This window comes from Pseudomonas sp. PS01270 (assembly GCF_029959775.1).
Lineage (GTDB): Bacteria > Pseudomonadota > Gammaproteobacteria > Pseudomonadales > Pseudomonadaceae > Aquipseudomonas > Aquipseudomonas atacamensis.
This window is the reverse complement of record NZ_JASCPT010000032.1, coordinates 1-22,633: the sequence shown is the minus strand read 5'-3', so window position 1 is coordinate 22,633 and position 22,633 is coordinate 1. Positions and strand designations below refer to the sequence as shown.

22 protein-coding genes are annotated in these 22,633 nt (G+C 53.5%); 5 read left to right on the top strand and 17 right to left on the bottom strand.

Annotated elements, in window-relative coordinates:
• Positions 1-51: 51 nt before the first annotated feature.
• Together QMX86_RS12110 and QMX86_RS12105 are read right to left on the bottom strand one after the other, a co-directional pair.
• A complete protein-coding gene (locus QMX86_RS12110; protein WP_008433900.1) occupies positions 52-660 on the bottom strand; it encodes a hypothetical protein in 609 nt (202 codons plus the stop codon).
• Between the two features lie 279 nt (positions 661-939).
• A complete protein-coding gene (locus QMX86_RS12105) occupies positions 940-1,557 on the bottom strand; it encodes a TetR/AcrR family transcriptional regulator (protein WP_008433902.1) in 618 nt (205 codons plus the stop codon).
• A gap of 138 nt (positions 1,558-1,695) precedes the next feature.
• Between QMX86_RS12105 and QMX86_RS12100 the strand changes: the two genes are divergently transcribed.
• Entirely contained in the window at positions 1,696-2,289 is a 594-nt protein-coding gene (locus QMX86_RS12100) for a hypothetical protein (RefSeq protein WP_008433904.1), read from the top strand.
• 510 nt (positions 2,290-2,799) lie between these two features.
• On the opposite strand, the gene QMX86_RS12095 is transcribed toward QMX86_RS12100, so the two are convergent.
• A complete protein-coding gene (locus QMX86_RS12095) occupies positions 2,800-3,603 on the bottom strand; it encodes an HD domain-containing protein (RefSeq protein ID WP_008433906.1) in 804 nt (267 codons plus the stop codon).
• A 542-nt stretch (positions 3,604-4,145) separates the two neighbouring features.
• Between QMX86_RS12095 and QMX86_RS12090 the strand changes: the two genes are divergently transcribed.
• Both QMX86_RS12090 and QMX86_RS12085 read left to right on the top strand, forming a co-directional pair.
• Positions 4,146-5,027 (top strand): NmrA family NAD(P)-binding protein, encoded by an 882-nt coding sequence (locus QMX86_RS12090; RefSeq protein WP_008433909.1) that lies wholly within the window; start codon positions 4,146-4,148, stop codon positions 5,025-5,027.
• 51 nt (positions 5,028-5,078) lie between these two features.
• Positions 5,079-5,540 (top strand): MarR family transcriptional regulator, encoded by a 462-nt coding sequence (locus QMX86_RS12085; RefSeq protein WP_008433911.1) that lies wholly within the window; start codon positions 5,079-5,081, stop codon positions 5,538-5,540.
• Between the two features lie 76 nt (positions 5,541-5,616).
• Here the strand turns inward: QMX86_RS12085 and QMX86_RS12080 are convergent, their stop codons facing one another.
• From QMX86_RS12080 to QMX86_RS12055, 6 genes are all read right to left on the bottom strand, one after another.
• The gene (locus tag QMX86_RS12080) at positions 5,617-6,306 is read right to left on the bottom strand and encodes a haloacid dehalogenase type II (RefSeq protein WP_008433912.1); all 690 of its coding nucleotides are present in this window, start codon (positions 6,304-6,306) and stop codon (positions 5,617-5,619) included.
• A 336-nt stretch (positions 6,307-6,642) separates the two neighbouring features.
• Positions 6,643-7,131, bottom strand: a complete 489-nt coding sequence (locus QMX86_RS12075) for a copper chaperone PCu(A)C (RefSeq protein ID WP_008433915.1) — start codon at positions 7,129-7,131, stop codon at positions 6,643-6,645.
• Positions 7,131-7,733: an SCO family protein gene (locus QMX86_RS12070; RefSeq protein ID WP_008433916.1), complete on the bottom strand. Its 603-nt coding sequence runs from the start codon at positions 7,731-7,733 to the stop codon at positions 7,131-7,133. The genes QMX86_RS12075 and QMX86_RS12070 overlap by 1 nt, the downstream gene beginning before the upstream one ends.
• 156 nt (positions 7,734-7,889) lie before the next feature.
• Positions 7,890-9,191, bottom strand: a complete 1,302-nt coding sequence (locus tag QMX86_RS12065) for an MFS transporter (protein WP_008433919.1) — start codon at positions 9,189-9,191, stop codon at positions 7,890-7,892.
• A gap of 1,383 nt (positions 9,192-10,574) precedes the next feature.
• A complete protein-coding gene (locus QMX86_RS12060; protein ID WP_008433922.1) occupies positions 10,575-11,285 on the bottom strand; it encodes an SDR family oxidoreductase in 711 nt (236 codons plus the stop codon).
• A 97-nt stretch (positions 11,286-11,382) separates the two neighbouring features.
• The gene (locus QMX86_RS12055) at positions 11,383-11,922 is read right to left on the bottom strand and encodes a hypothetical protein (protein ID WP_008433925.1); all 540 of its coding nucleotides are present in this window, start codon (positions 11,920-11,922) and stop codon (positions 11,383-11,385) included.
• A 462-nt stretch (positions 11,923-12,384) separates the two neighbouring features.
• Between QMX86_RS12055 and QMX86_RS12050 the strand changes: the two genes are divergently transcribed.
• The gene (locus QMX86_RS12050) at positions 12,385-13,422 is read left to right on the top strand and encodes a helix-turn-helix domain-containing protein (RefSeq protein ID WP_008433927.1); all 1,038 of its coding nucleotides are present in this window, start codon (positions 12,385-12,387) and stop codon (positions 13,420-13,422) included.
• A 440-nt stretch (positions 13,423-13,862) separates the two neighbouring features.
• Here the strand turns inward: QMX86_RS12050 and QMX86_RS12045 are convergent, their stop codons facing one another.
• The 8 genes from QMX86_RS12045 to QMX86_RS12010 form a co-directional block, all read right to left on the bottom strand.
• Positions 13,863-14,483 (bottom strand): glutathione S-transferase family protein, encoded by a 621-nt coding sequence (locus tag QMX86_RS12045; RefSeq protein ID WP_008433929.1) that lies wholly within the window; start codon positions 14,481-14,483, stop codon positions 13,863-13,865.
• 310 nt (positions 14,484-14,793) lie between these two features.
• Positions 14,794-15,405, bottom strand: coding sequence for a LysR family transcriptional regulator (locus QMX86_RS12040; RefSeq protein ID WP_008433931.1), 612 nt, complete (start codon positions 15,403-15,405; stop codon positions 14,794-14,796).
• Between the two features lie 22 nt (positions 15,406-15,427).
• On the bottom strand, positions 15,428-16,024 hold the full coding sequence (locus QMX86_RS12035; protein WP_008433932.1) for an SIS domain-containing protein: 597 nt from the start codon (positions 16,022-16,024) through the stop codon (positions 15,428-15,430).
• Between the two features lie 78 nt (positions 16,025-16,102).
• Positions 16,103-17,509, bottom strand: a complete 1,407-nt coding sequence (locus QMX86_RS12030; RefSeq protein ID WP_008433934.1) for an aldehyde dehydrogenase family protein — start codon at positions 17,507-17,509, stop codon at positions 16,103-16,105.
• A gap of 105 nt (positions 17,510-17,614) precedes the next feature.
• Positions 17,615-18,736: an alkene reductase gene (locus tag QMX86_RS12025; RefSeq protein WP_008433936.1), complete on the bottom strand. Its 1,122-nt coding sequence runs from the start codon at positions 18,734-18,736 to the stop codon at positions 17,615-17,617.
• Positions 18,737-18,815: 79 nt separating this feature from the next.
• Entirely contained in the window at positions 18,816-19,577 is a 762-nt protein-coding gene (locus tag QMX86_RS12020; protein WP_008433938.1) for an SDR family NAD(P)-dependent oxidoreductase, read from the bottom strand.
• A gap of 209 nt (positions 19,578-19,786) precedes the next feature.
• Positions 19,787-20,668, bottom strand: a complete 882-nt coding sequence (locus QMX86_RS12015) for an NmrA family NAD(P)-binding protein (protein WP_008433939.1) — start codon at positions 20,666-20,668, stop codon at positions 19,787-19,789.
• 109 nt (positions 20,669-20,777) lie between these two features.
• Positions 20,778-21,419 carry an HD domain-containing protein gene (locus QMX86_RS12010; RefSeq protein WP_008433942.1) on the bottom strand — a complete coding sequence of 214 codons (642 nt, stop codon included), beginning with the start codon at positions 21,417-21,419 and terminating at the stop codon, positions 20,778-20,780.
• Positions 21,420-21,540: 121 nt separating this feature from the next.
• On the opposite strand from QMX86_RS12010, the gene QMX86_RS12005 reads away from it, so the two are divergent.
• The gene (locus tag QMX86_RS12005; RefSeq protein WP_177325572.1) at positions 21,541-22,569 is read left to right on the top strand and encodes a helix-turn-helix domain-containing protein; all 1,029 of its coding nucleotides are present in this window, start codon (positions 21,541-21,543) and stop codon (positions 22,567-22,569) included.
• The last annotated feature ends 64 nt before the right edge of the window (positions 22,570-22,633 follow it).

Here is a 22,633-nt window from a genome sequence, read left to right as displayed (position 1 = left end):
ACGCTTATCTCAGCAAGTGGCCACCAGCCCAGAAGTCGATTATAGCTGCGCTTATTTTTTTTCTATAATAATCAGTGTGGTGTGTTTTTTCTGCTCATTGACCAAAGCTTCACCTCTTTGAATTCTGATAAAACTGCGCAGTGTTTGGAACGCAAAAAAACCAAACACAGGGAAAGTGGCTATTGCCAACCACATGAAGTGTGAGCCGAGATTATAGTAGCTAGGGAGAATGAGTGGTGATATGGATAAATAAGCGAATATAAAATAGGCGCTAAAATGCGCAGTCTGTCGCCACCTTCTGGAAAATTTACTTTTTACCTTAGGTCTGTAGACCACTCGATTCAGTTTCGCATTGAACTCAACATAATTCCTTGCTAGAGCGTAATCTTTCAACGACTTGTCTGGGTTTTCCAGAGAGATAAGATAAGCAATGTCAGTCACGTTTATGGATGTTGTACCCGCCAATGCATAATAGCCTCGCTGAACGGCAAGATGGTGAAGGCCGTCAGGGTGTTCCATGTCTTTAAGAAAATCCTTAGCAAAGCGGTAGTCGTCCCTTAATTTGTGTTTGCTGCTGGAGGAGTGTTCGTAGATGATCTTTGCAACACCTGCTATTACACCCACAGGACTTAAAAGCTTCAGGATATTTTCTATTTCCATTACCACAATGCTCCATTTGAGATGGTTTATAAATTCAGCACTACGTTTATGGTATTAAATATTGCATCTTAACCTCGGTTCGGACCTAACCATAGGTACTGAGCCTGTGTACTTTATTCTCATCGTTTCGTTCAGCTTACCGTTGGTTAGGTAAAATTAAACCACGCCCTTGCAGGATGGTAGGCGGTCCGTATCCGAGATTTTAAATATTACCGCGACTATGAGTCAGTTTATATTGCGCTTTCGAGTTGGCTATTATGCACTAATTAATCTTCGAGATTAGATTACTCGACCACTTAAGAGTGCTTCAGCTATGTTCTTATTCAGTTGCGCGATTTTTACGTTGCCTGAGGCGTGGGCAACTACGGTTGTTCCGGTAATTAGGCTTAGAAGCTGCGGGAGGATGATGTCCGCCTTTTCAGGTTCCACGAGCTGGGATAACCGCTTCATAATGAAGTTGGCCCATTCATCGAAGTGCACACTAACTTTGGCGCGCAGAATTTGCGATGCGTCATCATTAAAGTCATTCAGGCCTCGGGCAAATGCACAGCCTCTGAAATCTTGTTCGGAAAACCAATACTCAAGGAAATCAAAAATTGCCAGCAGCTCGGCTTTTGGATCGCCGCAAACTCGCGCAGCGTACTTGTCAAGGTTCGTAAATCGCAGCCAGTGCCAAAAATCCAAATAGGCGGCAATAAGATCCGCTTTAGAAGGGAAGTAGTTATAAAAAGTTCTCTTCGACACACCACTCTCAGCAATAATTCGATCAATTCCGACAGTGTGCACACCGCGTTCATTAAAGAGGACGATTGCCGTCTTTAATATACGATCCCGGGGCTTGAGAGATGCAATGTCCTCAAAGCGAAGGTCTTTGAAACTAGAAGCAAAATTCGTCATAGAAATTCTCCAGCCTGCACCCTACCAAGGGTACACAGATCTGTCTACTTTTTTCTTGAAAAGGTAGACAGATCTGTGTACTTTTTGCTGACTGGCTTGGCCCAGTCACAAAATATTCAAGAGCGCTGGAGACACAAAATGCCCAACTTCAATGATTTCTCGTTCAAAGCACAGCCTTGGTACAACGAAGCGGAGTTCCGCCCGCTCTTCGCCAAGGCGGTGAGTCTCAATACCATCGTCATCCACTGCTTCGATCCACGTGCTTCGGAAATACCGGCCGTTGTTGCCAAGCATTTTGGCGAGGTCTACCCGGGCGAAAACGTTCTCGATGAAGCTGGAAATCGGGTAGGACATACGACGACATTATTCCCCGTGTCTGTCGCTGGTGGTCGTGCCGTCGCAGGTGTGCAGTCAATTGCGACGATGGTCCATCTCTTCGGCATCAAAAGGGTTGTGGTTGTGCACCACTCATTCTGCGGTGCGACGTCGTTCACCAATGAAGGCATCATTGACGCGTTCAAACATGAGCACGGCAGCGATATTTCCTCGGCGTTTGACCATGACAGCATCTGCATTTCGGATTTCGAGACCTCGCTCAAATACGATGTTGGAGTTGTTCGAGCAAATCCGGGGGTGCCAGCGAACGTCGAGATCTACGGCTTCTTCTACAATATCGACACGCTGGAGCTGACTGAGGTAGTGAGCGACATTCCTGACCAGGCCGAGGCTTGATTTCAGAGCGGCGACTGACAGTGGTGGTCGCCGCATTTTGCATGCCGTTGGATATGGGCTTCAGCCCCCAGGTGGCGGCACGTCGTTCGTTGAAGAGACCCCTTGACCGCCCAATAATGGCGGTGCGGCCGTTGCTGGCTCTCGTACGGAGGTCGGCAGCTTTAAACTATCTACTTAATTGGTAAGCCGTCTCCGGCGATCGATGCCCCCCGCGCGATGAGCTCCTGACATCTCGTCCCTGCTAAGCCACGCACGTGAAGGTCTGGGTAGGTGACTCGCTACAGTATTCTCCCTTAGCCGACTGCTGACGATCTCGTTCCGCTCCGTTTCATCGCATGCTCGACAAGTATCCACAGAGCTTTTCTTTGTAAGCCTCCAACGCGTTTGTATTTGGAACACTGATCCATGTCACCACAACATCAGTTGGCTTATAAGATATTTTGGAAGGGCAGAAGCCAGACTGGGAACTACTAACTAAGTAAGTCGCAGCCTGGACATTCTGTAAGCAGATTAAACGAAAGGCGGTAAATCAAGTGCGTGCGGAATTGTTTCCACCAGCCCACTTGTCACGGCCTTGAACGAAACTTCAAATCGCGTGCCGACCAGGTGTTCAAATGCTGTCGCGCTGAAGACGCTGTAGAGTTCGTCGCGGGAGTACTTGGCAAGCACATCTTTTACTGATTGTTGAGACATTCGTGACACACCGGTGCCGAAGACATCACAGATAGCGCCGCGCGTAACCAAGAATGCCTCTGCGCCATGTTCCTCAGCTGGAACGTGATAATTAAGGTGCACGGCAATGGCGTGCGCCACCGTATCGGCATGCTCGCGCGCGAAGCCCTGGCCTAACAGGAAGTCTCGTGCGTGCACGCCACCGTTGACGGCGAAGCAACAGTCACACGGCCGCGGGTCAGCTGTGGGTGTTAAGCCGAGGTCGTGAAGCATGGCCGAGGCGAAACCGAGTTCACGGTCAAATTCGATGCCATCGTGCAACGCGATCATTGATCCGAAGTAGTAGGTACGCCAGCAGTGTCGCATCAAAGTCGGCTTATACAAGTCCTGAACATAGGCGAGGGACTCTCTGACCATTTTGGTGTCAGGCGGTAAAAGGTCATCGATGGAAATGTACTTTGGATTCAGAAGGCCAAGTCGGTGGCGTTCTGCATCGAGCTTCTCTTGGCTAAAGATGTACTTCAAATTTTCGATGAGCTGAACTTGTTCGCTCTCACGGAGAATGCCTTTGGTGGATTCTCCCCATTCCACGGATCCGACTGAGACATCGAGTGCGCTTGTTGAGCTAGACACAATCTTCATTCTTGACTCCTGGACGTTTTCGTCACGGTGTTGCAACTACTACTTATTGCAATTCAGCAAAGTGCTGAAAGTAGCATTGATTTTTTACTGTCCTGCCGAAGCAAAATGGTCCGAGAACCTCGCTGGGTCTGCGCCCCGATTTTGCGACAGCTACCTGCGGGCTTTGGCGCTACCCGCATGAGACTGAGAATACGGGGGGAGGGTTGTCTCAACCATTGTCGATATCGACATAATTGGAGTCGATATCGACACTCATCGTTTGCACTGCCTAACTGACATCCATGATTTCGTGCGCTGTCGCCTGCTGCCCGCAGACCTATTCGAGCGGCCACTCAATATGCGTCTACACCTTGTAATGCAAGGCTTCGCGTCCGGTCAGCGAGAGTATCGTGTGGACGCCTAAGCGGGTCGACCCGCTGAACGGTCATGAGCATCGATTGACAATAGGAGCGTACGCTCCTATATTTAATTCCACATAGGGGCATATGCTCCTATCGTGAATTAAGGGGCATCTGCTCTAACCAATTGAGAGGATTACGAACATGAGCGCAGCGGATATTCTTGTAAGTGGTGCAACCGGGCGGACTGGCGCAGCGGCAATTGATGAGCTGCTTAAATTGGGCAAAAGCGTCCGCGCTTACGTGCGTTCGGACGACGAAAGGGCTGCGGCTTTGCGCAAGCGCGGAGTTGAAATTGCAATCGGCGATTTCACCGACATCGATGCTATTCGTGCGGCAATGGAAGGAATTCGCTCGGCCTATTTCCTTTATCCACTGGCACCTGGAATCGTCGAAGGTGCGGCCTATTTTGCCCAGGCAGCGAAGGAGGCTGGGGTAACGGCAATCGTGAACATGTCGCAGATCTCCGCGCGCCGCGATTCCAAAAGTCACCTGGCGCAAGATCACTGGATCTCGGAGCGCGTTTTCGACTGGTCAGGCGTACCGACGACGCACCTTCGCCCGACTTTTTTTGCGGACTGGCTGGCGTATCCTCACTTTGCAAAAGAAATCTGGGCTACGAAAAAAATCGAGTTCCCCTTTGAAAATGGCCGTCACGCGCCTATCGCTACTGATGACCAAGGCCGGGTGATTGCCCACATTCTGGCCAACCCAACGGGGCACGAAGGAAAGATCTACAACCTTCATGGCCCGGTCGAAATGAACCATACCGAAATAGCCGCCGCTATGAGTGAAGTGCTTGGCGCGGAAATCCAGTACGCACCGACATCAATTGAGGCGTTCGAGCATAAGATGGAGCATGAGTACAAGTTTCCACCAGCTCTCGTACAGCACTTGGTCGAGGTTGCTCAGAACTACCGTGAAGGCGTCTTCGCAGGTGTGAACGACATAGTAGAGAAGGTTACTGGAACGCCTGCTCTGTCGGTGCAGGCCTTCGTGGAAAAGTACCGCGACGTGTATGTGTGACTTGAATAGCCAAGGCACCAAAAATCAAACAGTAGTGAAGAGGAAGTAGAGATGCTGCCGGTGAAACAACCCCTAGGGATCGACCATTGCAACTGTTCCGCCATACGGAAGGCGAGCCGGCAGATCACCCGTTTCTATGATGCGCAACTCGAGCCTTCGGGGCTTCGCATTACTCAGTACCTTGCCTTGGCAGCGCTTAATGAGTTGGGAAGTGCTGCAATCAATACCCTTGCTGAGCGGCTCGACATCGAACGCACGGCGATGGGGAAAATGACCGGCCTGTTGGAGCGCGATGGATTGATCTCGATCAGTCCTTCGCCATCCGATGCCAGGAGTCGCCTGGTTGAATTAACCGAGGCGGGGCGAGACTTGTTTGAAAGAACGGCGCCGCTCTGGGAAGAGGCTCAACGGCAATTTGAGCGATTGAACGGCGCGGAACAAGTAAGCTCGTTGCGGCAGGGACTGGCTGCCGTGGTGGTCGGTGATATCGAGCGCGCCGTATCGAACGACTGAATTATTGCGCTGCCTTCCAGGGCGACCCCGGGCGCAACGATCACCGACAGATTCCTCCGGGGCCCCTTCGTGCCAGTTAGCGGATCTGTGCAGTCACACATGAAGCTACACCGTTCAACGATTCGAGCTTCGTTGCTTTCTCGTACAACCCATACTCCTCGGGCTGCCTGGATCGATTAAGCCAAAACGCGTGGAAACCGAACGCATGAGCCCCTACGGCGTCCCATGCGTTGGATGAGAAAAAGGCGATCTCTTTGGTCGACGACACATTCAATGCTGCTACCGCAATCTCATAGGCTGCCGGATCCGGTTTGTAGATTTGCACCTGCTCAATGGAAAGGCACTCATCAAGCAGACTATCCAGACCCGCAGACCGAACCGCGCTTTCCAGCATCCGGGGAGATCCATTCGAAAGGATCGCTGTTCGTACGCCTGCTTCGCGAAGGCTGTGCAACGCCGCCGGGACTTCAGCGTAGGCGTCCAGCGTCAGGTAGCTTGTTAGTAACGTCTGTTTTAGCCGCTCATTTTTCACATTGTAAAAAGCCAGGGCATAGTCGAGTGCTGCCTCGGTTAACGTCCAGAAATCTGTATGGCGCCGCATCAGGGTATGCACCCACGAATACTCCAGTTGCTTGGTGCGCCATAGGATCGATATTTCGCGAGCGTGCTGACCCAGCTCATCGGCATGTCTTGCGACCGCCGAATGTACGTCGAAAAGAGTCCCGTAGGCATCAAACACGCAGGCGGAGATTCGTGGTGTGGTCATGATTACCCCTAGACATTCTTAACTGGTTAACAGGGTTTGGAGCTCGCGCATTGACTTATCGTGCAGCCGTTTCTGTAGCGTTAGAACGCTTAATCGATGCAGTAAAACCTTGGGCTGTTGCTGAAAACTCGCTGGCGTTGCTGCTCTACTGTGCCCTAGATGCTGAAGGGGGGCGTAAAGCGCTCTCTGCGGCGTGGGCGTGAGACGGGCTTCGACTAACGCTGAGTATTCGCAGTAAGTGTCCAGTTTTTACTTTATGACAAGGTTTTGTGCCGCAGATCCTGGCAATCGTCCTAACTGCCAGGATCAAATTTCGTCGAGTGGGAGGGGGAGGGGTTACTTCATATCGTCGCTGTCAGACGCGTTCAGTGCTCGTGCATCGACGTCCAGCTTGACTGATTCCTTCTTGCCGGTAGCGTCTTCCACTATCAGTGTCAGAGGCACTTTGTCACCGTCTTTCACTTGGGCGGATAACCCTATGAACATCACGTGGTAGCCGCTTGGGTCAAAGACGACGGTTTTGCCAGCTGGTAAAGCGACCGAATCAACGGGGTCCATGTGCATCACTTCGTTTTGCATGGTCGTTCGGTGAATCTGGACCATTTTTGCTGCCGGCGATTGGACGTTAACCAGTTTACTGTCCGTACTGGACGTGACCTTTAAGAACGCGCCGGTCGATTGCTGCCCGGGCACGGTTGCCCGAATCCATGCGTCTTCAATTTTGGTCTGGGCGCTCGCTTGCCAGGCCATCCCCAACAGAGAAAAAAGTAGCGCGATTCGCCCCAGAGGTTTGATGAGCGATTTTTTGTTGGATTGAGATTTCATTAGCTGACCTTCATGACAGTGAGTAGATCTTCCGCGCATTCCTGTTCCGTGAGCGACTGACTCAACCCAAGGCACAGCGTCCCCTTGGAGTCATAGACATAGCTCATCGCGGTGTGAGAAATGGTGTAGGTCTCGCCGAGGGGGACTTTTTCATAGATAACGCCAAACTCCGCAGCTGTTGCCGCCGTGGCTTCTAGGCTTCCATACAGTGCTTCAAACGTTGGATCGAAAGTTTTTACGTAGGCGTCCAGGACGGCTGGCGTATCGCGTTCCGGATCTAACGTAATAAAGACGACCCTCAGTCGGTCGCCATCAGGACCTAAAAGTTTTTTGATTTTTGCCGCCTTGGACAGTGTGATGGGGCAGACGGCTGGGCATTGGGTAAAACCAAAAAAAATCATTGCGACCGAGCCCTTATAGCTCGACAGCGTCTTTTGATTGCCTTTCGTGTCGTTCAAGGTGAACGAACGTCCGCGAGCCTGACCTCTCAAATCCCAGCCGTTTTTAAAGGTCGAAGCGGAGCTATTGAAGCTTGCGAGAATGCCCAGGCCGAGCACACCCATGCCTGCGATTACGTTGCGGCGAGTTAAAAGCGTATTCATGTGCAGGTGCCTATTTGAAGATGAATGTGCTGCCGAATTTCAGTGTGTGTGCTCCTCCTTGAGCTAAGCATTTAACGAAAAACCTCAGAATTCGAAACCCTAACGGTTGGTGCGAAAGGAGCCACCAACCGCATGAATTGACCTATCTCGTTTTGCTCAACTCGCAGCTTGGACTGTCGATGCGACTTTCTTTTCCTGCTGTCGGATGGTCATGATGGCTACCGCGGCAATCAGGCAAAGCGCGCCGCCTGTGAAGAACGCCGGCAGGTAGCTCAGGAGTGTCACCCGTGACCAACCGGCCCCAAATGCAGCGGCGGCTGCACCGATTTGATGCCCGGCAAAAATCCACCCGAACACAAGTCCCGCGCGCTCCGCACCAAAACGGGAGGCCGCAAGACGCACGGTTGGAGGAACGGTCGCAATCCAGTCAAGGCCGTAAAACACAGCGAACAATGAAAGGCCATAGATCGAGAAGTCAGTGAAAGGCAGCACGATCAGCGACAAACCACGAAGGCTGTAGTACCAAAACAGCAAGTGGCGGTTGTCGAAGCGATCGGACAGCCAGCCAGACGCGACGGTACCGACAAGGTCGAATACGCCCATGGCGGCGAGTAAGCCAGCAGCCTTCACCTGCGAAATGCCAAAGTCACCGCACATCGGGATCAAGTGAACTTGCACCAGGCCGTTGGTTGTCGCCCCACAGATGAAGAATGTTCCGAACAGGATCCAGAACACCTTGGTTTTTGCGGCGTCGCGCAGGGCGCCGATTGAAGCGGCGATGATCGATGCACTGCTTGATGTCGGTACAGCGATCGGGTCCGTGCCGACATCCCCGTAGGGCCTCAAGCCCATGTCACTCGGACGATCGCGCATTACCAGCAGCACCGCCAATGCGGCAATCACCAACATCACGCACATCAAGCCGAGAGCCCAACGCCACCCCCATTGGTCGGTGATGCTTGCGAGAATCGGCATAAAAATAAGCTGTCCTGTTGCCGTACTGGCGGTGAGGACGCCAACGACGAGGCCTCGACGAGCACTGAACCAGCGCGAGGCGACTGTGGCGCTGAGCGTCAACGCGGTCATGCCAGCACCGATGCCGACGGCGACGCCCCACAAGACTACGAGTTGCCAAACCTTCGTCATTCCTAGCGACAGCAGCAGGCTGACCACAATGATCGTCAATGCAGTGAGGGTGACATGGCGCAAGCCATATCGGTTCATCAGTGCAGCAGCAAAAGGAGCCATCAGCCCGAAGAGCACGAAACGGATCGAGAGGGCGGAGGAGATCTCCACGGTGTTCCAGCCGAACTCCATCTGCATCGGCACGATGAAGACACCCGGAGCACCTACCGATGCAGCACTGATCAGGGCGGTTAGGAATGTGACCGCGATCATGGCCCAGCCGTAGTGAATGTTACGACGGGCGAGAACGCTCGAGAGCCATCCGGAAATCATAGGTACTCCTTTTTTGTGGCACTCATCGCCACTACGATTGCAAGAAAGTGAGGGCTGTCGAACGAAGAGTTCCACAGCTTTTTAGCGGCTCTCGCCTCGCGTACCGTGCGTTTCAAGCTCCAAGGAATCACTCGTCAATCTTCATTCGACCGAGGTATTCAACATCGCTGAACAACAGGAGAACTAGCGGCCTGCCGGCTCCTAGCCTGCGCCCGATACAGCTACGGACGGGACTGGCTGCTTCTTTTCGCAACCGGGTGATTTTGAGCGGAGTGCTTGCCGCAAAAGGCATCGCTCGCGTTACCTCGGTTTGAACTTCTACCCAGCCTAGTCACGGTCAATGGCGAGCGTTTTATTTAAATTATTGTCGTCATGTGAAGCGATGTATCACACCGAGCTAGGCTGACCCGAAAGCCTCCTCCGTGAGCGTATTTGGATCACTTCTCAACCAACCCGACAGGTCGGTCTGTATGGCTGATTCCCCTGGCGGCCGCTGCTGGGGAAGGGTACGGATACCGGATATTTGCATTCACCAGTGGGAACCAGCCGAAACCAACTCTATGTGTTTTCCATAGGTAAGAATTGACTGTTTCTGGATGATTTGTGCCAAATTTTGAGGCGGATCTGTTCTGGCCTTCTAGGCATACCGAATCGTCACTCCACACGCGGCCCACGACTCTCACTGCTGGTCACGTGCCTCTGCCAAGCACCACCGGCCGATCTCAAGAAACACATTCGTCGATGGCGGCTGCGAAGATCGAAACCCATGCGTTACTCAGGAGAAAACCCGGAGTCCAACAGTTCAACTGGCAGCGTTATAGATTCTCGAACGCTTTTGATCCCCGGTGCACAGCGGGCCTGACGCAGGATTCCAAGTTTCCGCCAGCCTTGGTACGGAATCTGGTTGAAGTCGCTCAGGACTACTAAGAGGGGGTTTTCTCGGCTGTGAATGACGTAGTGGAAAGGGTGCCGGCGCGCCCGCGCTGTCCATGCAGGCTTTCATTGAAAAATACCGAGATGTCTATGCGTAACCAGTACGCAAATGCTTAAACAATCATCAGTAGCAGAGAGTCAATATAGAGGTGCTGCCGGCTAGCCAATCGCTAGGTATCGATCAGTGCAATTGTTCCGCAATAAGGAAGGCGAGTCGGCAGATCACTCGCTTATACGATGCTCAGCTTGAGCCATCGAGTCTCCGAATCACCCAGTGCCTCATTCCTCTGATGCTCTTAGGTGACAGGGCCCTCAATGACATTTCTGAAGCATTCACTATCGGCACGTGCAACCAGCACATGGCGCGAGACTGGTTCAAAGTTTTAATGAGCTGAATTTGATCGAAAAGTGCCTGAATCGCGAGCGAGATTCAGTTCATGCGTCCCTCGACTAGAGAATTTCAGGATCGATGTACGCTGGAACCTTGGACGAAAGCGTTTGCTTCAATGCACGAGTACCTTCATCCGCCAGAACCTCACTTTCGCCCGCCTCAAGGGCGTCGTAGGCTTGGCGGACTACGTCCATCGGGTTTGCCTTCGGCACGTCGAAATCCTTCGTGAGGTCGGTATCCACGAAGCCAACATGCAAACCGACCACCTGGATGCTTCTTTCTTTAAGATGCACCCTGATGTTGTTGGTATAGCTCCATGCCGCTGCCTTCGATGCTGAATACGGTGCAAGTATTGGCACGCTTCTCCAGGTGACATCGGACAATACATTTATGATGCCGCCCGTGCCATTGCTGGGAAGGGAAGCCTGAAACGCACGAGTCGTTCGCATAAGGCCATAAAAATTCGTTTCGAAGATTCGCCGCGTTTGATCATCTGCGCCTTCGGAAAACGGCGACTCGGTGACCTCCGCAATCCCGGCATTGTTCACCAGCAGAGTCACATCGGATGCGATCCTTGCCGCCGCGATGACGGACTCTGGATCGGTGACGTCGAGCTTGACTGGAACGAGGCCGGGTTCGGCGAAGTCTTCGGGATTGCGGATCCCTGCATAGACCTTTTTAGCACCGCGAGCGAGTGCCTCGCGGGAAAATGCCAGGCCGAGCCCACGACTCGCTCCCGTCACGAACACGACTGAATTCTTGATCTTCATATTCAAAACTCCAGGGGGGAGTGAAACAGAAGGATCGAATGCCCTTGCTCGGGATGTCCAGTGCTGGCCAGCCCGAGCAGCCAGCTCTTGGTTTTCCTTAAGTACCAGGTAGGAAAGGTCGTATTGCAGCGGCGGAGATATCTGGCGGCGTCAGTCGGCGATTCGTCGTTGAGCCGCCGATGTAGCGCTCGGCGATCCTCCAACCGTTTTCGGTCTCGCGAAGTCGATCAAGCATTGGCGAATACATCCAGATCATCGGTAGATAATCGCTCTCGGTCAGTTCGCCGTCGCTCATTTTCGGAGCGTCTTCCGGTACCGCGTAGCGTACAAGAAGGTTGTGATATCGGACTGCGACGAGTCCATTTTCCTCTTCATCAACAATGTGACCCGAGCCGCAACGACTGATTCCTGGAACCAGATAAGGATAGATCTCAGTGAGAAAATGGCGGATGTTGGATTCGCCGCTTACTTCACCCTTGAAATGAATGACCTTCGCATCAGCAGTAAATGAACTGATCATTTCCTCGAGATCCCATGTCTCGAACAGCCAATTGACTCGGTTGACGAAATCAACTGCACTCGCTCGCTTATCGGGATCAATCTTGTGCGCAGCAACTACCTTCGGAAAGAAGCGCATCGTTACCTCCTAAACAAATAGTTAGCACTGACACTGCAAAGCGAATGCTCGGTTCGCTCGTTCCGTCTTACCCCGATTGGTTAAGGTTCGTTTTCGTGCGCTTGACTCCCACTCATGCCACAAGCCTCTGCAGCAACCGGCCTGTCCACTTGGCCCACAAGCGACGGTCATAGGGCGAACAGCCCTTCAGGCATCTCCTTAGAGCTATGTCCCCAGATGTTGCATAAATTGGCGAATAGCTGTTGCGACTGCCTCGGAATTTTCGAGTGGTGACAGGTGTCCAGTGCCAAACATTTCCGTTCTCCGCGCCTATCTACGAGTTCACGAATGGCAGGCTCGCCGAAGCATGCGAGGGTCAGCGAATTTCAGTCTATGCTGTTCGGACGGAGCACAAGTGACAGATCCAAGACTATTTCTGCCACAAATGTTCACTCTAAGCCCGGACGCACGGGGCCACCTCCAATGAAAAAATTGACGAAACCAGCCGCTCCGCCTGCAGACGTGAGGCAGAGGCGGATTGTCATATTGGGTTTGCCACCGGTAGACGCGCTCGACGTGATCGGCCCAGCGGAAGTATTCGCGTGGGCGAATCAACTGGACCGCGGTGGACTTGCCCCTTACTTACTCGAACTAGTTAGCTCTGCTGCTGATGTGCACCTCGAGAGCGAAACAGGTATTGCACTCAGAGGGCATAGCACACTCGAGCAAGAGCGGCGTGCGAACAAACCCATTGACACCTTGCTTGTGACAATGGGATCCAGGTCGTTCGAACAGATCGACCAGGAAGCCATAGAGTGGCTTCGAACGCGCTCGAAGACTGTGCGGCGCGTGTGCTCTATATGTGTTGGGGCGTTCGCGTTGGCTGCCGCGGGTCTTCTGGACCGCCGCAGGGCGACGACTCATTGGAGCGTGGCACGACGCTTGGCGGAGCGCTATCCCAAGGTACAGGTCGATCCGTCTCCCATTTGGGTGAAAGACGCCAATGTCTACACGTCGGCTGGCATATCGTCCGGAATCGACCTCGCGCTATCGCTGGTAAGTGAAGATCTTGGAAATGACTTCGCCATGGAGATAGCGAAGAATTTGGTTCTGTACTTGCATCGTCCGGGCGGACAGGCGCAATTTAGCTTCGCGCTTCAGTCACAGCAGGCGCACAATTCAAGTCTGAGCGAATTATGCCTCTGGATCAGTGAGCATCTGCATATGGATCTCACAGTCGAGATAATGGCAGCCAGAGTTTCAACCAGCGTCAGAACGTTGATACGAATGTTTCAGCGAGAATTGCAGACCACGCCTGCAAAATACGTCGAAAACGTCCGGCTGGAGGCGGTCTGCCGTTCGCTTGCGCTTGGCGAGAAATCGATGCACGACATCAGTCGCCGAAACGGTTACCACAGCGTCGACGTGCTTAGGAGGGTATTTACGCGCCGCTTTGGTTTGAGCCCAATGGAGTATTCCCACCATTTAGGCAAAGGCACCGAGCCGACGGAGTCCGGCTGATATCGGCCTCCAGCACCGACAAGCAATTCCCCCAAACCTACCTTCTGAGGCATGAACCGAGCAGGCTCGAGAAAATCATCGGCCAATATGCTGGGGTCTATGGCGACGTCGATCCGGACGACTTCCGACCGGTCACCCTAAACTTCCACACATTCTGCTTCCGTGAACGACAGCCTCCGTCCAAGCCTATAGTTCCCTCGGAGTCATAGGCATGATTCATCACGCGTTCTGGACTAATGCAGCTTCTTTTCCTTCTGTCTGACCGTCAATATGCCAATAGCAGCGATCAAGCAAAGTACGCAGCCTGTAAAGAACGCGGGCAGATAGCTCAGCAGTATCTCGCGCGACAATCCTGCTGCGAACCCCGCGATAGCCTGCCAAATTTAGAATTTGCACGTGGGCCGAGAGGCTGGTTGTCGGAGTGCTCCCCAAGATTGCGACTACGGATTCTCGAAAGCTCTTATTCCCCGTTGTACGGCAGGTCTAGCATCGACTGTATTGAACCACCGCGATAAGCGAGGCAGCGTTGCCCAGTTCAATTTGTCACGTACTGATGCAGCAATGGTGAACGCTGAGATATCCGCCATGGAGAAATGATCGCCAGCCATGAAGGTGTCGGTAAGAAAACTTTCCGAATAGACCAGTTGCTCGATGACAAGCCGCTCGATCTTTGCCGCTGCATCGTCAAGTCCAGTTTGGCGCAAGAAGAAAGCTGAGTGGCTAGGCGCAATGACGTCAGTCACGAAAAAGAAATACCGATCAAAAACCCGATCACGTTCCGATCCAAGTTGTGCGGGTGCTAGCCGGCCGGGAGCACTAGCGTCGGCGAATTGAATGATTGCGTTTGATTGATTGATGATCCGTGCCGGTACTGATGTGTTATCAACCAGCGTCGGGACTTTTCCAGCGGGATTGAGCGCCAGGTACGCCGGGTCGCGGTGCTCATGTGCCCGCAGATTCAATAGGCGTGCCGTGTACGGCACACCTGCTTCTTCCAAGGCGATTGCAGCCCTCAGGCTGTTGCCGGTTTGGGCGCCGTACAGCTCTATAACAGCGTTCATCAGACACTCCCTCGCGCGGGATTTGGTTAGGCACGCGCTGCCTCAGGATGCGAGGTCGGGGCGACGGCGATGCCATTCGGTACTTTGCTGAAACACGTGGCTAAAATTCAGTAGCCTGTCCTCGGAAAATTGCGCTCCTACTAGCTGAAACACAATAGGAGTCGTGCTTTCACCCACGCCACAAGACAATGTTACCGATGGTCAGCCAATCATGGCGAACGAGCGAATAAACGTGTGCAGTGCTGTGATCGATCTTGAGATCGACATTGTCCATCCGTTCCTTTTCTGATCTCGTAAGGGCTATGGGGTTTTAGGTTTTCTCGTTGAAACATTTCAATAGTTCACTTCGAAGCCAGACCTCGGCCGGATCAGACTCATCTACACGGCGCCAAACAAGACAGATAGCAGTTTTTCCGAGTGCGGTTTTCTGTAGTTCAGGCGCCAAATTGGGCGCGTGGCCTACCCCCACTGAAATGTCGCCAGACAATAACATCTCAGACATTTGTTCGGCACTTGTATACCGTACGACTAACCCTACACTAGGCATCGCTGACGTGATTCTCTTGGTCAACGTAAAGAGCGGAGCGGGTGCAATGTCAAGATTGATACCGATGTGAAACTTAGCAGGGCTGATCATTGGCTTAACGTTGCTCATCGCACTCACTGCAGTACAGACTGAATCCAACGCAGGGGTAAGCATATGTGCCGCGCGTATTGCCTTGGCTGTGGGCTCCATCTTCCGTCCAATGTACTCAAACAAGGGGTCGTCAAGCAGAGTTCGTAAGCGCTTCAGCGCTGCATTGACAGCCGGTTGTTTTAGCGACAGCTTTTCTGCAGTACCAGCCATACTTCGCTCGTGAAAGAGCGTTTCAAAAATGACTAACAAATTAAAATCGATACCGTACAGATTGCTACGATTCATTGGTTACGGTCGCTTTAAGTTTTTATTCATTGTCCAGCCTGGCCTTATGGCCTAGGTAACCACCATGATGGCGAATACCATAATCGCGGCGCGTGATTCCTTTTTCCTCCATCAGCGTTAGCGTAATCGCGTCACTAATCGCGCTCATGACCGCGATGCTCGCGCTAGGAGTCAGGCCTAAGTAACAAGGCTCTTCGATAATTCCCATATCGAGAACCAGATCAGCGTTGTCCCTGAGCTCACTTTCTGGATGAGAGGTGATAGCGATCACTTTCCCGGAAGTAAGGTGCCGGCTGAACTTGATCAGTTCGATGACTTCTCGAGTTTTGCCACTGGTAGAAAACACAAAAACCAGGTCGTTTTCCTCGATGACGCCGAGATCACCATGAGCGGCCTCTGCGGGATGAATGTAGACGGCAGGGGTTCCCGTTGAACAAAGTGTCGCCGCGAATTTCTTAGCGATAAACCCCGCTTTGCCGATGCCAGTGATGATCAGTTTTCCCTCACAGGTTTTCATCAGTTCAATGGCTTGGTCATAACGATCGTCGATCTCAACACTGCTGATAGCCTTGGCTTCTGCAGCCAAAATCCCCTTGATTCTGTTCAGTCTTTGGTTCATGGCGAGTACCTCGCTTCTATGGACGGTTTATGCGGTGGTAGTCTCGGCCAGAAGCGTGTCTGGCCAACCATCATGCTTTCAACCGGGTACGGCCCGAGAGCGCCAGACCATCATCTTCTCGACTTGCATTTCCTTCATGGTGTGCGGGATCCCGCCTACGCCATGACCGGACAACCGTGCTCCGGCGAACGGCATCCAGTCCACTCGGAACAGGGTGTTCTCATTGATCATGACGGCAGTGGCGTCAAGGTTCTGGTAACACTGCATGGCGGTTTCCAAATCTTGGGTGAACACTGCGGCCTGAAAGGCAAATGGCAGGGCGTTAGCCAACTTAATTACATCTGCCAGATCATCGTAGGCGTACACCGCGATGACTGGCCCGAACACTTCTTTCTGCATCACATTCGAGTTGATCGGCGGATTTAACAGCACCGTGGGCGCATAGCAGTTGTGACTCAGCGAACTACCGCCTGAGATCAGACGTGCACCACCGGCTATGGCTTCATCGACCCATTGGCCAACTCGCTCAACTTCGCGCTCGGCGATCAGTGGACCGACGTCGGTATGGATGCTAGCTGGATCACCGACCATCAAAGCATTACCTATATGGCCTAGACGCACCGCGACCTGTGTGGCGATGCTGCGGTGACAGAAAACACGTTGAACGCTGACACATGCCTGTCCAGCGTGCCAGAAACCACCGCGGGCGATACGTGGCAGGGCGTCGTCAAGGTCAGCGTCGGCAGCGACGATCACCGGCGCCACGCCGCCGTGCTCCAGTGCACAACGAGTGCCAGGGGCAAGGGTCGAACGCAGCATCCAACCGACGGCGGCGGACCCAATGAAGCTAAAGAAACCTACTCGCAGGTCAGAAACCAACTTGCCGGTAATAGCGTTATCAGTCGGCAGCACCATTTGAGCCCAGCCTTTTGGCAGGCCAGCTTCAGCCAAAATATCGAGCAGGGTCTGGCAACTGAGCGGAGTGTTGGCTGCGGGTTTTACGATCACTGGCGCGCTGACAGCAATGGCCGGAATCACCTGGTGCACAATCAAATTGAAGGGATGGTTGAACGCCGAGACCGCGGCGACCACGCCGATAGGTTCGTATTGGGTGAACGCCACACGATTTGCGGAAGTAGCGTTTAAGCCCATGGGGACAACATGACCGGCTTCAGTGCGAAGTACTTCGATGCAGTTGAGGATGCCGTCGATGCCGCGCTCTACTTCAGTGATGGAGTCCTTCAACGGCTTGCCGCCTTCGTTAGCGGCCTGGATCGCAATCTGTACCTTGCGCGCACTGATTAACTCGGCGGCGCGGTGCAGGATTTCTATGCGCTTTGGTTTTGACAGCCACTGGTTACGGTCGCGGAAAATACTATGCGCGACGGCCAGCGCCTGCTCGACATCTGCCAGGGTAGAGACTTCCACTTTGCCAATGACAGTGCCATCGTAAGGGGAGTGTACAGCCAGGGTTTGTTCAGACATTGGGCTCACCTATCCATTAACGCGATACGCAATGTCCCCAGCTAAAGTGAGTAGGTTTTCACCGCCCACTCTGGTCTGGGGATTTCAATCATCCAAGCGGCAAACCTATCCCGCGTACGGCGGGTAGTCGATGTAGCCTTCGGCTTCGCCCTGATAGTAGGTGCCGCGATCCGGCGGCGTCAGCGGCCAGCCATTTTGCAGTCGCGCCACCAGGTCGGGATTGGAGATAAAGGGTTGGCCGAACGCCGGCAGGTCAATCAGATCGGCTTCGACCAATTCGCGGGCGCGCTCCAGTGTCATGTCTCCAGCCAGGATCAGTGCGGTCGTGTTCAGGCCTTTGCGGCAGCTGCGCAGGAGTGCTTTCAGTGCATCCTCGCGGGCTATCGAGTTCTCGGCTGCCAGGAAAAAGTGTGTTTGATCCATGACGTGCACGTAGGCAATATTTCGTTTGCCCAGACCTGTGCAGAGGGCCATGTAGGTCTCGTCGATTTCCGGGTAGAGCGGCATGTCCATCAACTGGCCGTAAGGCGAAATACGGATGCCCACACGATCTGCGCCGATGCGCTCGCACACAGCGTCCACCACTTCGAAAACAAAACGCAGGCGGTTCTCCAGGTTCTGCGCGCCGTAATGATCGGTGCGGTCGTTGACCAGCGGGTTGAGGAACTGCTCGAGCAGATAGCCGTTGGCGCCATGCAGCTCAACACCGTCGAAGCCGGCCTCTATGGCATTGGCCGCGGCCTGGGCGAAATCGTCGACCACGCGGCGTACTTCGTCGGTCGCCAAGGGACGGGGCGTGGACGTCGGCATAAAACCTGGCTCACCATTCTCGGTGTAGGCGTAGGCCGTAGCGCCATTTGCAGCCTTGCCGGTTGCGCTGACAGGGGCGGCGCCGTCGATTTGAAGCGAGGTGTGGGAGACGCGACCCACATGCCACAACTGGGCGAAAATTTTGCCGCCGACGCTGTGCACCGAATCAGTGGCGAGTTTCCAGCCAGCAATTTGCTCTGGCGTGTAAATGCCTGGGTTGAACAGATAGCCCTGGCCCTCTCGCGAGATAGGCGTACCTTCGGTAACTATCAGGCCAGCTGTGGCGCGTTGGGTGTAGTACAGCGCCGTTTGTTCAGTGGCGATGTCTTGAAAAGCACGGGAGCGTGTCATCGGGCCCATGACAAAGCGGTTCTTCAGAACCAGGTTGCCCAGTTTGAAATCGTTAAAAAGACTCAAGGTAAAATTTCCCGCGTGGAATGTTGACGTTGGTGCAATCAGCAGGCCATCGATGTCTTGATGGCCTGCCGACCCGAGGTCAAGGTTTCGGAAGTGGATGGTCAATGAACATTTGGTTGAGATAGTTCACGACATCGTGTTCGCCCGGGCCTGCGCTATTACGCAGTTGGCGGCCCGCATCAACGACGACCTCGGTTGTCGCAGTCTCTAGCAACGCCATCGTCTGCTCGATGAAGGGCTCCAGTTGCAAGGCGCGTTCGTCACCGCTTTTATAAACGAGGTCGGTGTCAACCCAAGGTGGCGCAATTTCCAGGACGTGCACGCTGGTGTTGCGCAACGCGAAGCGTTGGGAAAGCGAATAAGAGTGGATGGCGGCTTTGGTCGCGGAATAGAGCGCGAACATTGCCATCGGAATAAAAGCAGCCGTGGAACTATTATTGATGATGTACGCCAGTGGCTGGCGTTTCAGGTGTTCGATGAACGCGCCACTGATACGTACCGGTGCCAGCAGGTTCGTGTCGACCAGGTAAGTGGCTTGGGCGTCGTCAAGCGGGCCGGTCACATCGTCAAACGGCATGATGCCGGCGTTATTGATGACGACATTAAGTTTCGGGTATTTATGGATGAGATCCGCCGCGACGCTGGCGATCTGCGCCGGGTTGCTCACGTCGATTTCTACCGAATCCATACCAAGATTGGCCTGGGTGATTTCATCCAGCAGGGCCTTGCGGCGGCCGCCGATAATTACCTTGTTTCCTTTGTTGTGAAAGGCCTCGGCAAGCCCGCGTCCAATGCCAGAAGTTGCTCCTGTAATAAATATAGTATTGCCGCTGATTTTCATTGCAGGTGCCTCTGTGGAGAATTGTGTTTAACAAATTTTTCGTCGGAAAAAGCCTTATTGAATATATTCACGCTTGCCTGATTGAGTTTGGCTGCAGGAAGTGAAGTAACGCTAGCAGCCAATCGGAGGACGCCGGCACACCGTCATTCCAGGAGTTAAAAATGGCGCATGCGAAGACAACAAACACCCAACGCATGCGCCAAAAAACTTCACGGCTCGAACGCTTTTTTATTAGCACGAACAAAATCGCTTATTGTTTGAGGAGGCTGCCCGGTCACCTGGCCAATCACTCCATCTTCACCGGCAAAAATTCCGTTCTGGTAGTCGATAGCAACGGCAAGGAAATGCTGGATCAAAAAGTCCGGCAGGTTATAGGTCTCCAAGTGCTCGCTATATTCTTCAATGGTCGATGGGCTGTAGGTGATAGTTCGGCCCATAACGCTGCTTATTTCATCGGCAATCTCTTCGTGGTCCAGTTCGACCGGGCCATAAAGTGGGTAGGTCTTTCCAATATGACCAGAAGGCTGCGTGAGAACGGTGGCGATAAATCGAGCTTGATCTTCAGCGGCAATCGGCGCGTGTCTTCCTCCACCATATGGCAGCGTGATCTTGTCTTGTTTAACGATCTGATCAAGGACCCAGGGGAAAATCAGCCATTCAGCAAAGAACGTCGGACGGATATGGACGGTCGGCACACCAGACCAGTCGATAATCCGCTCGGCAATCCAATGGTCGCGGGCTGCGAGGCTTAACGAGTCTTCACGCGCAGAAATCTGCGACATTTCCACGACGACCTCGACGCCTGCCCGTTTAGCAGCATCTGCAAAGTAGGCAGTCGCCTGGATATAACCTGGCCGAACGGGGTAACACAAATAAGCACCTGTGATCCCATCCATCGCCCGAACGATGTCGTCATGCTCCAAGAGATCGCCAACAAATATTTCGGCGCCCTCATTCTTTAGTGCTTCGCTACGTCCGTCTTTTTTGTGAACGAAAGCTCGAACCGCGTGCCCTCCGTTGAGGAGATAGCGAATGGTATGCACGCCTGTTTTTCCGGTGGCCCCAGTGACGAGATACTTACGTTGCTGCATGATAAATTCTCCGGTGTTGGTGATACGCACGCTGCTCGGCGGAGGACACTGCGCCAGGTCTTATCAAGACTGAAGTGTCGTAGAGCGTGCTGCTGCGCAACGTCGTTTGTCAGCTGTCGAAGGGGGCGTTATCAATCAGGTCGCACACGTTCGGGCAATCGAATCCATGGATGTGGCGACGTCCGACGTCAGCGAGCCCGGTGCCGATGGCAGTAAAAGGTTTTTTCCGGGCGACTTCGGCAACTGCCTCGGTAAAGGCGGCCTTCATCCCGATACGAGGGTAGAGCGCGAGCGTATCTTCGATCAGCGAAGGCGTGATCTGCTCAATGTTCAGCCCCATAACGTCGACATGGGCACCGAGGTAAATGAGGGCAATCTCCGGCTGTTTGCGGTCGGCGATGCCAGCACTCGAGTGAAGCGCGATTGCATCCCACACGAGTTCAGTTTTCGACTTTGAATAACCGTTCTCAAGCAGGAAGCGGCTAGCGGCATCTGCGCCGTCGACTTCAAAGCGTTGGTCGGCAGAGAATTCGTTTGTCAGTCCCAAATCGTGTAAAAGCGCGGCGAGGTAAACCGTCTCACGGTCGTATTTCATGCCACGTTGTTGGCCCAGGAATTCGGCAAACCACCATGTCCGGTGCACGTGGTGCAGAAGCGCCTTTGTGTGGACGCGCTCGACGAGGGCAGACGCTTTACGGGCGAGTTCAGAGTCTGGAGCACTGAAGCCGCCGATGATGATTGGTGTACTCATGATTGCTTCCTCAGCGTTGAATCGGGTCGAAATTCAGTCTAGGTATTTTTGCTTGGCGTAATTGACTATTTTCGGTCTTTTTGTGCCAATATGCTTATCTCGTATGTGTGGGGAGATAGCCGTGAGCAAGTCAACGAAAGCAAGCCATCCGCTTATCAGTGCCAAGCAAAAGCGAGTGGTAATTTTGGGGTTGCCTCCAGTGGACTCGCTCGATGTGACCGGCCCAGCTGAGGTGTTTGCCTTTGCTAATCGGTTGCATCGCGGTGACACCGCACCCTATCTACTCGAGCTGGTCTCTGCAGGCGCCAACGAGCACCTGGAGAGCAGCACGGGCATCGCGCTGATGGCACACAAGACGCTTGACCAAGAACGTAGTGACAACGAAGCAATTGACACGTTGATCGTGACGTCGGGCTGGAAAGCTCGAGAGCAGGTAGACCAGTCCGCTATTGATTGGATAAGAACGAAGTCCGCGAGTGTTCGGCGGGTGTGTTCGATCTGTGTTGGGGCGTTCGCTCTGGCTGAGACAGGACTTTTGGATGGTCGCAGGGCGACGACTCATTGGCGTATGGCGCGAAGCCTGGCCGATAGCTACCCCCAGGTGCAGGTTGATCCTAATCCGATCTGGGTCAAGGACGGCAACGTATACACGTCAGCCGGTATTTCTGCCGGCATCGATCTTGCGCTTGCGTTGGTCAGCGAAGATTTGGGCGATGAAGTGGCTATGGAGATCGCGAAAAATCTCGTCCTCTTTCTGCGGCGTCCTGGCGGGCAGGCGCAGTTCAGCGTTGCTCTTCAATCACAGCATGTTCCTGGTTCCAATCTGGATGAGTTGTGTCTGTGGATTGCGGAGCACCTGCACTCGGACCTGACAGTAGAAATACTCGCGGACAGGTTCTCCACCAGCGTCAGGACGTTAATCCGCTTGTTCCAACGAGAGTTGCAGACCACGCCGGCGAAGTATGTCGAGGACGTACGAATAGAAGCTGCCTGTCGCTCGATTGAACTGGGTGGACGGTCCATGGAAGAGGTCGCGCGTCGGAGTGGTTACCACAGCGTGGATGTCCTGAGAAAAGCCTTCGTGCGGCGGATTGGCGTAAGCCCGAAGGAGTATGCGCAACGCTTCTCGCCCAATGGCGAGATGGCGTAGTTCGCCGCGATGGACAAAAGACTGGGGCGGGGGCCGAAAAATCCCCCCCCCCCCCCCACCCAAA

Coding starts and splice junctions, on each gene's coding strand:
- QMX86_RS12040 (WP_008433931.1), bottom strand. CDS start 15,405: ATGAATCGTAGCAATCTGTACGGTATCGATTTTAATTTGTTAGTCATT.
- QMX86_RS12060 (WP_008433922.1), bottom strand. CDS start 11,285: ATGAAGATCAAGAATTCAGTCGTGTTCGTGACGGGAGCGAGTCGTGGG.
- QMX86_RS12110 (WP_008433900.1), bottom strand. CDS start 660: ATGGAAATAGAAAATATCCTGAAGCTTTTAAGTCCTGTGGGTGTAATA.
- QMX86_RS12035 (WP_008433932.1), bottom strand. CDS start 16,024: ATGAACCAAAGACTGAACAGAATCAAGGGGATTTTGGCTGCAGAAGCC.
- QMX86_RS12100 (WP_008433904.1), top strand. CDS start 1,696: ATGCCCAACTTCAATGATTTCTCGTTCAAAGCACAGCCTTGGTACAAC.
- QMX86_RS12090 (WP_008433909.1), top strand. CDS start 4,146: ATGAGCGCAGCGGATATTCTTGTAAGTGGTGCAACCGGGCGGACTGGC.
- QMX86_RS12015 (WP_008433939.1), bottom strand. CDS start 20,668: ATGCAGCAACGTAAGTATCTCGTCACTGGGGCCACCGGAAAAACAGGC.
- QMX86_RS12085 (WP_008433911.1), top strand. CDS start 5,079: ATGCTGCCGGTGAAACAACCCCTAGGGATCGACCATTGCAACTGTTCC.
- QMX86_RS12050 (WP_008433927.1), top strand. CDS start 12,385: ATGAAAAAATTGACGAAACCAGCCGCTCCGCCTGCAGACGTGAGGCAG.
- QMX86_RS12070 (WP_008433916.1), bottom strand. CDS start 7,733: ATGAATACGCTTTTAACTCGCCGCAACGTAATCGCAGGCATGGGTGTG.
- QMX86_RS12065 (WP_008433919.1), bottom strand. CDS start 9,191: ATGATTTCCGGATGGCTCTCGAGCGTTCTCGCCCGTCGTAACATTCAC.
- QMX86_RS12055 (WP_008433925.1), bottom strand. CDS start 11,922: ATGCGCTTCTTTCCGAAGGTAGTTGCTGCGCACAAGATTGATCCCGAT.
- QMX86_RS12105 (WP_008433902.1), bottom strand. CDS start 1,557: ATGACGAATTTTGCTTCTAGTTTCAAAGACCTTCGCTTTGAGGACATT.
- QMX86_RS12075 (WP_008433915.1), bottom strand. CDS start 7,131: ATGAAATCTCAATCCAACAAAAAATCGCTCATCAAACCTCTGGGGCGA.
- QMX86_RS12045 (WP_008433929.1), bottom strand. CDS start 14,483: ATGAACGCTGTTATAGAGCTGTACGGCGCCCAAACCGGCAACAGCCTG.
- QMX86_RS12030 (WP_008433934.1), bottom strand. CDS start 17,509: ATGTCTGAACAAACCCTGGCTGTACACTCCCCTTACGATGGCACTGTC.
- QMX86_RS12020 (WP_008433938.1), bottom strand. CDS start 19,577: ATGAAAATCAGCGGCAATACTATATTTATTACAGGAGCAACTTCTGGC.
- QMX86_RS12010 (WP_008433942.1), bottom strand. CDS start 21,419: ATGAGTACACCAATCATCATCGGCGGCTTCAGTGCTCCAGACTCTGAA.
- QMX86_RS12095 (WP_008433906.1), bottom strand. CDS start 3,603: ATGAAGATTGTGTCTAGCTCAACAAGCGCACTCGATGTCTCAGTCGGA.
- QMX86_RS12080 (WP_008433912.1), bottom strand. CDS start 6,306: ATGACCACACCACGAATCTCCGCCTGCGTGTTTGATGCCTACGGGACT.